At 66.5% G+C, this 8,968-nt stretch carries 11 protein-coding genes; 8 read left to right on the forward strand and 3 right to left on the reverse strand.

The genetic code is table 11. The features are described 5' to 3' along the window. On the reverse strand, positions 1-220 hold a 220-nt coding region (locus ACK5M9_RS12635; RefSeq protein WP_416893515.1), incomplete at its 3' end, for a PPE domain-containing protein. Positions 221-555: 335 nt separating this feature from the next. Between ACK5M9_RS12635 and ACK5M9_RS12640 the strand changes: the two genes are divergently transcribed. Together ACK5M9_RS12640 and ACK5M9_RS12645 are read left to right on the forward strand one after the other, a co-directional pair. Further along, the gene (locus ACK5M9_RS12640) at positions 556-1,290 is read left to right on the forward strand and encodes a helix-turn-helix transcriptional regulator (RefSeq protein ID WP_416893516.1); all 735 of its coding nucleotides are present in this window, start codon (positions 556-558) and stop codon (positions 1,288-1,290) included. After that, positions 1,283-1,735: a group III truncated hemoglobin gene (locus tag ACK5M9_RS12645; protein ID WP_416893517.1), complete on the forward strand. Its 453-nt coding sequence runs from the start codon at positions 1,283-1,285 to the stop codon at positions 1,733-1,735. Before ACK5M9_RS12640 ends, ACK5M9_RS12645 begins: the two co-directional genes overlap by 8 nt. On the opposite strand, the gene ACK5M9_RS12650 is transcribed toward ACK5M9_RS12645, so the two are convergent. Next, entirely contained in the window at positions 1,732-3,480 is a 1,749-nt protein-coding gene (locus tag ACK5M9_RS12650; RefSeq protein WP_416893518.1) for a molybdopterin-dependent oxidoreductase, read from the reverse strand. The genes ACK5M9_RS12645 and ACK5M9_RS12650 overlap by 4 nt on opposite strands. A 203-nt stretch (positions 3,481-3,683) precedes the next feature. Here ACK5M9_RS12650 and ACK5M9_RS12655 point away from each other — a divergent pair, with 203 nt between their 5' ends. Both ACK5M9_RS12655 and ACK5M9_RS12660 read left to right on the forward strand, forming a co-directional pair. Further along, positions 3,684-4,247 carry a serine/threonine-protein kinase gene (locus tag ACK5M9_RS12655; protein WP_416893519.1) on the forward strand — a complete coding sequence of 188 codons (564 nt, stop codon included), beginning with the start codon at positions 3,684-3,686 and terminating at the stop codon, positions 4,245-4,247. Between the two features lie 10 nt (positions 4,248-4,257). Continuing rightward, positions 4,258-4,626, forward strand: coding sequence for a hypothetical protein (locus ACK5M9_RS12660; protein WP_416893520.1), 369 nt, complete (start codon positions 4,258-4,260; stop codon positions 4,624-4,626). On the opposite strand, the gene ACK5M9_RS12665 is transcribed toward ACK5M9_RS12660, so the two are convergent. Continuing rightward, the gene (locus ACK5M9_RS12665; protein WP_416893521.1) at positions 4,623-4,976 is read right to left on the reverse strand and encodes a hypothetical protein; all 354 of its coding nucleotides are present in this window, start codon (positions 4,974-4,976) and stop codon (positions 4,623-4,625) included. The two genes, ACK5M9_RS12660 and ACK5M9_RS12665, sit on opposite strands and share 4 nt — an antisense overlap. 23 nt (positions 4,977-4,999) lie before the next feature. On the opposite strand from ACK5M9_RS12665, the gene hisN reads away from it, so the two are divergent. From hisN to ACK5M9_RS12685, 4 genes are all read left to right on the forward strand, one after another. Next, entirely contained in the window at positions 5,000-5,785 is a 786-nt protein-coding gene (gene hisN, locus ACK5M9_RS12670; RefSeq protein ID WP_416893522.1) for a histidinol-phosphatase, read from the forward strand. A gap of 166 nt (positions 5,786-5,951) precedes the next feature. Next, entirely contained in the window at positions 5,952-7,349 is a 1,398-nt protein-coding gene (locus ACK5M9_RS12675; RefSeq protein WP_416893523.1) for an acyl-CoA dehydrogenase family protein, read from the forward strand. A gap of 31 nt (positions 7,350-7,380) precedes the next feature. Then, the gene (locus tag ACK5M9_RS12680; protein WP_416893524.1) at positions 7,381-8,586 is read left to right on the forward strand and encodes an acyl-CoA dehydrogenase family protein; all 1,206 of its coding nucleotides are present in this window, start codon (positions 7,381-7,383) and stop codon (positions 8,584-8,586) included. An 82-nt stretch (positions 8,587-8,668) separates the two neighbouring features. Then, positions 8,669-8,968: alcohol dehydrogenase catalytic domain-containing protein (locus ACK5M9_RS12685; protein ID WP_416893525.1), on the forward strand; the 300-nt coding region annotated here is incomplete at its 3' end.

An 8,968-nucleotide genomic window follows, 5' to 3' on the forward strand; every position in this document is an offset into this window, starting at 1 on the left:
CCGCATAGGGCGCGGCGGCATTGGCCATCGCCGTCGCCGCCGGACCCTGCCAGGCCTGGCCGGTCAGATTCGACGTCACCGACGAGAACGAACTGGCCGCACTACCCAACTCCTCGGCCAGGCCATTCCACGCCGCCGCAGCCGCCAACATCGGCCCCGAACCGGCACCCAACAACATCCGCAACGAATTAACCTCAGGTGGCAACCCAGCGAAACTCACAATGACCTCCACGTTCTCGACCTACACAATTCCCCGCGCGAGCCCCATGGCGGCGGAAGCACCCACAGGATAACCGTTCCCACCCGGCCCCGTGTGGTATTTCGCAAAGTGCTTTGGGGCGCAACCCAATAGCGTTGCCGTCCCCACTCCACCGCCTAGCCCCCAGAGCGTTGAGGGAGCTCGACGGCGGTATCGACACTGCGCCCATGGCGCAAAAGTGCCAGTACAGGGCGCCCTCAGCGCAGAGTTAACGGGTGAGCAACTTGTCGCCGACAATATTAATGATTAAACTCCTCTAAATAGCCGCCGGATGGCTGGACAGGAGGATGCGCGGGGTGTCTGAACACAGCACCGGCCACACCCGCCAACGTGACCGGATACTCGAACTGGTGCGCGAACGCGACGAGCCAGTGGACGCCTCGGCGCTGGCCGCCCGGACCGGACTGCACACCACCAGCGTGCGCTTTCACCTCGACGCCCTGTGCGACGAAGGAATCCTCGAACGAATCCGGCTCGCACGCCCCGGAGTGGGCCGCCCCCGCATCGGTTATCGCGCGGTGGCCGAGCGATTCGACTACCGGCGCCTGGCCGCGACACTCGCCCTCGAACTCGGCGACACCAGCGGCGAACGCCACCGGCACGCCGAGGCCATCGGCCGCCGGTGGGCGCAGGGAATCACGCCCGAACCCGCACCGGAGAAATCCACAGCAAGCTCCGCCCGGGACGCGGCAAACCCCGTAGAGGACGCGGCCGCGCAATCGAGAGTTCTCGCCGGCCACGCCGCTGAGGTCGCCAAAGCCTTCGCCCGCATGGGATTCGCCCCCGAGCCGTTGCCCACAACCGCAGCGCCCGCTGACACCGAACAGACGATTCGCCTGCGCGGCTGTCCGATCCGGGATTTCGCCCGGGACTACCCGGAGGTCGGCTGCGCCATGCACAACGGGCTGCTGCAGGGGCTCCTCGGCGTACCGGCCGCACGGGGCAACGGAATCGCCTCGAACGTCACAGCAGAGCTGCAACCGTTCGTCGAACCGCAATTGTGCCTGGTAAGGATGACCCTCAATGACTGAACTGCAAGTACCGGACGACGCAGCGCTCACCGACCTGACCGATCGCGCGGATGTGGAGGCCCTGCTGCGCAGGTTCTACGGCAAGGCGTTTGTCGACGACGTCCTGGCCGAACCCTTCGCGGATCTACGGGCCAAGGGCCTGGAGTCGCACATCCCGATCATGGCCGACTTCTGGACGACCGTGCTGTTCCGCGCCGGCCTGTACAAGGGCAGCGCCATGGACGCCCACCGCCCCGTGCATGAGCGAACGGAGCTGAGTGGCCGGCACTTCGTCCGATGGCTGACCATGTGGAAATCCACCGTCGAGGAAATGTTCGAAGGACCGGCCGCCGAGCAGGCCAAAATCCAGGGCGCCCGGATCGCCTGGGCGATGCACCGGCGACTCACCGGTACCGACACCCCCGAGCTCGACGCGCTGGCTCCGATCGCGTGGCAGAGCCGCTAGATCGTCTGGTGCCGGCCGAAGTACTTGTGGTCTTCGCTGTAGCCGCCGTAGCCGCTGCCGAGCTCGTCGTAGTGGGCCAGGAATTCGACCCCCTTGAGCCACTTGACCTGCTTGAACCCGTGCTGTAACTCGTTGCGCAGGCGCAGCGGCGCCCCGTGGCCGTAGGTCAGGGGCTTGTCGTTCATTCTGTAGGCCAGCATGGTCAGGTGGTGGCTCATCTGTTTGATGGGCTGCACGTTGTAGTAGATCCCACCGGTGGCACCCAGGCCCATCGAGTAGAACGCCACCCATTTGGCCTCGGGCAACGGCTTGACGACATCCATGATCGACTGCATCGACACCCCGCCCCATTTGGCGACGCCCGACCACGCCTGAATGCACATGTGCTGGGTGATCTGGTCGTGGTAGGGCAACTGCTTGAGGTCCTCGAGGGAGAACTCCCTGGGGTTCTCCACCAGGCCGTTGACGCGCAGGCGCCAGTCGGTGAAGTCACTGGCCTCGAACTCCTTGTACTCGACACTGTCCGGTAGCCGACCGTTGTGCCAGAAGTAGGGCGAGATGTCTTCTTCGGTGAACGCACCGGGCTTGGGGTTGACGTTCTCCAGCAGCCGTTGGAACGGCCCGATCAGTGCATACCCGACGCGCTGCACCACACGCGGATGCCGGAGGGTATACGGGGTGGCGGCCACCCAGCCGATCGCGACCACCACCATGGCAATCGCGAAGACCCCGAACCCGATCCAGCTGTCGTCGTCACGCGCGGCGAACATGTGGTTGAGGTTGCGCAGCGCCTCGGTGGCGAACACGAACGTGACGTGCACCAGGATGAAGAACAGGAAGTACAGCATCACCAGGAAGTGCAGCGAGCGAGCGTGCTGCAGGTTCAAACGCTTGCTGATCGCGGTGAACCGCATCGACAGCGCGGGTGACATTCCCAGGGCGGTGATGAGCGCCGCCGGCGCCGCGACGAAGATCGTGGTGAAATAGGCCAGCAGCTGCAGGCCGTTGTAGGCGTTCCAGCCGTTGTCGGCCGGCCAGTCCAGCGACAGGTACTGGATGGCGACCGATGCGGCATTGGGGAAGACGTCCCAGCTCGTCGGCACGACGTGGCGCCACTGGCCGGTGGAGAACAGCAGCACGTAGAAGACCGCGCCGTTGAGCAGCCACAACACGTCGGCACCCAGGTGCCACCAGCGGGCCAGGCCGATGGAGTGCCGGAAGCCCGGCAACCCGAACTGCGGGGGCAGCGCGACGGTGTCGTCGTTGGCGGTCCAGTAGCCCTCCGGCACCGGCGGGCCCACCCGCAGCCACTCATCCTTGCCGGGCGTGGAATTGCGGCTGAAGTACAACCGAGGGTGGTCGCACAGGATCTGAATCCCGGACCTGATGATGTACATCATCAGAAATAGGTTGAAGAAGTGCGTCCAGCCGATCCAGGGCGGCATGCCCGGAGGGACGTTGTGGTCGTTGCTTCCCGGGTAGCGCTCGATGAAGGATTGCACGGACGGCACGTGCGACAGGCCTTTACCCAGCGCCACCGCGGCGAGCAGCGCCGCGAACCCGATCGGAATCAGCCACAGCAGGTTGAACCACTTGTCCTTGCCCACCCGCAACCGCGGGGCCGTCGCCCGCCGGGTGAGATCGAACCCGCCGCCGTAGGTTTCGACGTCAACGTGGTCGTGGGCGTGGTGAATCTCGGTGCGATAGCCTTCCAGCTCGAGTTCGACGGCTTCGAGCTCGCCCATTTCCGACGATCCTGGTGCGGCGACACCCCCGGATTTCTGTGCTCGGTCGGTTTCGCCTCGGACCATCGGCGCGCACCTTTCCAGCTCGAAAATCACCCAAATTACATACAACGCGATTTATATAAACCCTACTTCATCGCGGGCGCCGATAGGAAACAAGCACCGTGGCGATGCCCGGCGCCGGCAACGGCTACTTTCCGGGAATGGCCCCTGCACGAGGGTTAGGCGTTCGCCGGTTTCCGGTCATACGGCTGATCGGCTCCGGCGGGATCGGTGAGATCTATCTGGCTCGGCATCCGAGGCTGCCGCGCCACGAGGCATTGAAAGTCCTGCCCGCCGCCATGGCCGCCGACGCTGAATTCCGCGCCCGGTTCGACCGCGAGGGGGCGATCGCGACCATCCTGTTTCATCCGCCCATCGTGGGAATTCACGACCGGGGTGAGCACACCGGGCACCTGTTGATCTCCATGGACTACATCGACGGCACCGACGCGGGCCGACTGCTCCGCGATCAGCTCCCGAACGGACTGCCGGCGCGGGAAGTGGCCCTCATTGTGACCGCGGTGACCGATGCGCTGGACTACGCGCACTACAACGGCTTGCTGCACCGTGACGTCAAACCCACGAATATCCTGATCACCCAGCCCCTGTCGAAGCAGCGGCGGATCCTGCTGGCAGATTTCGGGATCAGCCGATGGATGGTCGACGACAAGGCAATCACGCAGACCAACATGGTCGTCGGCACGCTGAACTACGCCGCTCCATAGCAGGTGATCGATGATCCTATGGACGGCCACACCGGCCACACCAGCCACACCGGCCGGGCCGGCCGCGGCGATCACCTACGACACGATGAGCGCCTTGGTCACCGGGTACTGCGGCGAGCTGCCGGCGCACCCGTCGGAGGCGTGGCCGAAGCTGGACGCCGGCTATCAGCAACGCGCCGGATGGGACGATTACCTGGGCTTCTGGTCGACCGTGCAGTCGGTGACGGTGCTCTCGGTCGCACCGCGGGACGCCACGAGTGTCACCGCGCAGCTTCGGTACGTCGGTGCCGACGGGTCCGTCGAAACCGAGCAGCGGTGGCTCCGCGTTGTTTCGGTAGACGGCACACTCTTGATCGGCGACTCCGGCCTAGCCGGCTAGGTGTCGTGACCGGACAGCCGGCCGTCATCGGGGTCGCCCGGAGCGAATTCCCAGTTGTCCGGGTTCTTCGGCGAATAGACCACCGGCAGAAGCTGGCCCACAGCCGGCCAGTGGTCGACGTCGGCGCCCATGCGCCGGTACACCGCATGTTCGCTGACCGTCGGGCCGTCGAGCACGCCCGCGATGGTGACGAACTGCGTCCCGCCCTCCGGGGGCCGAGGACTGACCCCGGTCACCAGCAGCGTCCCATTGACGAAGCCGCGCTGCAGCCCGCGCGGACGGAACCGCGTGGCCAGCACAACCACCAGAGCGAAGATCAAGACCAGCAGCACGCCGAATTCCCATCCCACACGGCCATGGTAGGACTGCTGACATGAGCCGAGACGACCTGCAACTCGCGCTGAGGCTGGCCGATCGCGCGGACGCCCTCACCGGCGCCCGGTTCGGAGCACTGGACCTGCGTATCGACACCAAACCCGACCTGACACCGGTGACCGATGCCGACCGCGCCGTGGAAACCGAAATCCGCGAGCATCTGCGGAACGAACGGCCCGGCGATTCCATCCTCGGTGAGGAGTTCGGCGGCACAGCCACTTTCGACGGACGGCAGTGGGTGATCGACCCGATCGACGGCACCAAGAATTTCGTGCGCGGGGTGCCGGTGTGGGCGACGTTGATCGCGTTGCTGCACGACGGGATTCCGACGGTGGGCGTGGTCAGCGCCCCAGCCCTGCGGCGGCGCTGGTGGGCGGCAAACGGCCACGGCGCGTTCGAATCGGCCGGCGACGGACCGCCACGCCGGCTGTCGGTTTCCGCGGTCGCCGATATGGACGCGGCGAGCCTGTCCTTCTCCAGCCTGTCGGGGTGGGCGCAACGGGGGCTGCGCGAACAATTCCTCGCGCTGACCGATACCGTCTGGCGGGTACGCGCCTACGGCGATTTCCTGTCGTACTGCCTGGTGGCCGCGGGTGCGGTCGACATCGCCGCCGAACCGGAGGTGTCGCCGTGGGACCTGGCGGCCCTGGACATCCTGGTACGCGAAGCCGGCGGGACATTCACCAGTCTGGGCGGCCGGCCCGGACCGCACGGCGGCAGTGCGGTCGCGACCAACGGGCTGCTCCACGACCGGGTGCTCGCCGGCCTGACTCCGGCTCAGTAGCGGCTCAGTAGCGACCCAATAGCGACCCAATAGCGGCTCCCCGGGGCGCCCGGCGCACCGGCGCTACCCACCGGCTCCGGTGTGAGACCCGCAACAAATGCTACGTATCTTACTTTTGAGTAAGATACCGTGATTCGCATCGCCCCAACGACCGAGGCTGCTGACAATGACCCCCACACTTCCCGAAACATCCCCCCGCCCGCGCGCCAAAAAACGCGGCGGCCGCCCGACGGCCGTCGGTGTGCAACCGCACAAGCGCACCGGCATCGACGTCGCGCTGGCGATGCTGGCCCCCATCGTCGGCCAGGACTTCCTCGACAAGTACCACCTGCGCGACCCGCTCAACCGGACCCTGCGCTTCGGCGTGCAGCAGATGTTCTCCACCGCCGGGGCCACCACCCGCCAGTTCGAGCGGGTGCGGAGCCTGCGCGGTGAACCCGCGCGGCTGAAATCCAACGGCAAGAACTATTTCGACCTCACCCCCGACGACGACCAGAAGATGATCGCCGACACCGTCGAGGACTTCGCCGCGGAGATCCTGCGTCCCGCCGCACACGACGCCGATGCCGCCGCGGACTACCCGCGGGAGCTGATCTCCAAGGCCGCCGAACTCGGCATCACGGCCATCAACATTCCCGAGGATTTCGACGGCATCGCCGAACACCGCTCCAGCGTCACCAACGTGCTGGTGGCCGAAGCCCTGGCCTACGGCGACATGGGACTGGCGCTACCGATCCTGGCTCCCGGCGGCGTAGCGGCCGCGCTCACCCACTGGGGCAGTACCGGCCAGCAGGCCACCTACCTCAGCGCCTTCGCCGGCGAGAACGTCCCGCAGGCCTGTGTCGCCATCGCCGAGCCACACCCGCTGTTCGACCCCACCCGGCTGCGGACCACCGCGGTGCGCACCCCGTCGGGCTACCGGCTCGACGGGGTCAAGTCGCTGGTGGTCGCCGCGGCCGACGCCGAAATCTTCATCGTCGCCGCGCAGTTCAACGGCAAGCCGGCACTGTTCATCGTCGAGGCGAGCACCCAGGGCCTGACGGTCAAGTCCGACCCGAGCATGGGTATACGCGCCGCGGCACTGGGACAAATTGAGCTGAACGGGGTTTCGGTTCCGCTGCATGCCCGGCTGGGCGAGGATCAGGCCGGCGACGCCGACTACTCCGAAGCGATAGCACTGTCCCGCCTGGGCTGGTCCGCGCTTGCCGTGGGCACCTCGCACGCGGTGCTCGACTACGTGATCCCGTATGTGAAGGAACGCGAAGCCTTCGGCGAGCCGATCGCCCGCCGCCAGGCGGTGGCCTTCATGTGCGCCAACATCGCCATCGAGCTGGACGGGCTGCGGTTGATCACCTGGCGCGGGGCGTCCCGCGCCGAGCAGGGCCTGCCATTCGCCCGCGAAGCGGCGCTGGCCAAACGCCTCGGCTCCGACAAGGGCATGCAGATCGGCCTGGACGGCGTACAGCTGCTCGGCGGCCACGGCTACACCAAGGAGCACCCGGTCGAACGCTGGTACCGCGACCTGCGGGCCCTCGGCGTGGCCGAGGGTGTGCTCGTCATCTGACCTACCCACCCATTTGAGCGAAAGACCAACCATGGCAATCAATCTGGAACTGCCGCGCAAGTTGCAGGCAATTATCACCAAGACTCATCAGGGTGCCGCCGAGATGATGCGCCCCATCGGGCGCAAGTATGATCTGCAGGAGCACGCCTACCCGGTCGAACTCGACACCCTGATCAATCTCTTCGAGGGTGCGGCCGGTTCGTTCGAGTTCGCCGGCGCCGATTCGCTGCGCGACGCCGACGAGAACCGGGAGCAGATCCACAACGGCGGCGCCATGTCCGCGCTGGTGCAGACGATGGAGGCCAGCTGGGGCGACGTGGCGATGATGCTGTCCCTGCCCTACCAGGGCCTGGGCAACGCGGCCATCTCGGCGGTCGCCACCGAAGAGCAGTTGGAACGCCTGGGCAAAGTCTGGGCCGCCATGGCCATCACCGAGCCGGGATTCGGGTCGGACTCGGCCGCCGTCTCGACGACCGCCACCCTCGACGGCGACGAGTACGTGATCAACGGAGAGAAGATCTTCGTCACTGCCGGCTCCCGTGCGACCCACATCGTGGTGTGGGCCACCCTGGACAGGTCCAAGGGCCGCGCGGCCATCAAGTCGTTCGTGGTGCCCCGTGAGCACCCCGGGGTCACCGTGGAGCGGCTCGAACACAAACTCGGCATCAAGGGATCCGACACCGCGGTCATCCGCTTCGACAACGCGCGCAGTCCCAGGGACAACATCCTGGGCAACCCCGAAATCGAAGAGGGCAAGGGGTTTTCCGGGGTAATGGAGACCTTCGACAACACCCGGCCGATCGTTGCCGCGATGGCCGTGGGCATCGGGCGCGCCGCGCTCGAGGAGATCCGCAAGATCCTCACCGACGCCGGGGTCGACATCGACTACGACCGGCCCGCACACGCCCAAAGTGCCGCCGCGGCCGAATTCCTGCGCATGGAGGCCGACTGGGAAGCCAGTTACCTGCTGTCACTGCGGGCCGCATGGCAGGCCGACAACAGTATCCCCAACTCCAAGGAAGCGTCGATGAGCAAGGCCAAGGCGGGCCGAATGGCCACCGACGTCACCTTGAAGTCGGTCGAATTGGCCGGCACCACCGGCTATTCCGAGCAGATGCTGCTGGAGAAGTGGGGCCGCGACTCCAAGATCCTGGATATCTTCGAAGGTACCCAGCAGATCCAGCAGCTGGTGGTGGCCCGCCGCCTGCTCGGCCTGTCGTCGGCAGAGCTGAAGTAGGCACCGGTTCCCCCCACGGCGCCCGAGGACGCCCCGACTAGATTTACCCGGGACACGGGACAGGATTTCCTACGGAGGTGGCATGCGCGCTGCACGGGTGACCCGATTGGACGGTCCGGACGCGATCGAGCTGGCAGATATCGATGAGCCCACCGGCGACGGCGTGGTGGTCGATGTGCACGCCGCCGGGGTGGCCTTCCCCGACGCGCTGCTGACTCGCGGCCTCTACCAGTACCGGCCCGAGCTGCCGTTCGTGCTCGGGGCCGAGGTCGCCGGGGTCGTCCGCTCCGCCCCCGAAGGCGCTCACGTGCGCCCGGGCGATCGGGTGCTGGGCCTGACCATGTTGAGCGGAGCCATGGCCGAGGTCGCGGTGCTGGCCCCC

The organism is Mycobacterium sp., assembly GCF_047975165.1.
Taxonomy (GTDB): Bacteria; Actinomycetota; Actinomycetes; order Mycobacteriales; family Mycobacteriaceae; genus Mycobacterium.

Coding starts and splice junctions, on each gene's coding strand:
- hisN (WP_416893522.1), top strand. CDS start 5,000: ATGAGCCGAGACGACCTGCAACTCGCGCTGAGGCTGGCCGATCGCGCG.
- ACK5M9_RS12655 (WP_416893519.1), top strand. CDS start 3,684: ATGGCCCCTGCACGAGGGTTAGGCGTTCGCCGGTTTCCGGTCATACGG.
- ACK5M9_RS12675 (WP_416893523.1), top strand. CDS start 5,952: ATGACCCCCACACTTCCCGAAACATCCCCCCGCCCGCGCGCCAAAAAA.
- ACK5M9_RS12650 (WP_416893518.1), bottom strand. CDS start 3,480: ATGGGCGAGCTCGAAGCCGTCGAACTCGAGCTGGAAGGCTATCGCACC.
- ACK5M9_RS12660 (WP_416893520.1), top strand. CDS start 4,258: ATGATCCTATGGACGGCCACACCGGCCACACCAGCCACACCGGCCGGG.
- ACK5M9_RS12680 (WP_416893524.1), top strand. CDS start 7,381: ATGGCAATCAATCTGGAACTGCCGCGCAAGTTGCAGGCAATTATCACC.
- ACK5M9_RS12645 (WP_416893517.1), top strand. CDS start 1,283: ATGACTGAACTGCAAGTACCGGACGACGCAGCGCTCACCGACCTGACC.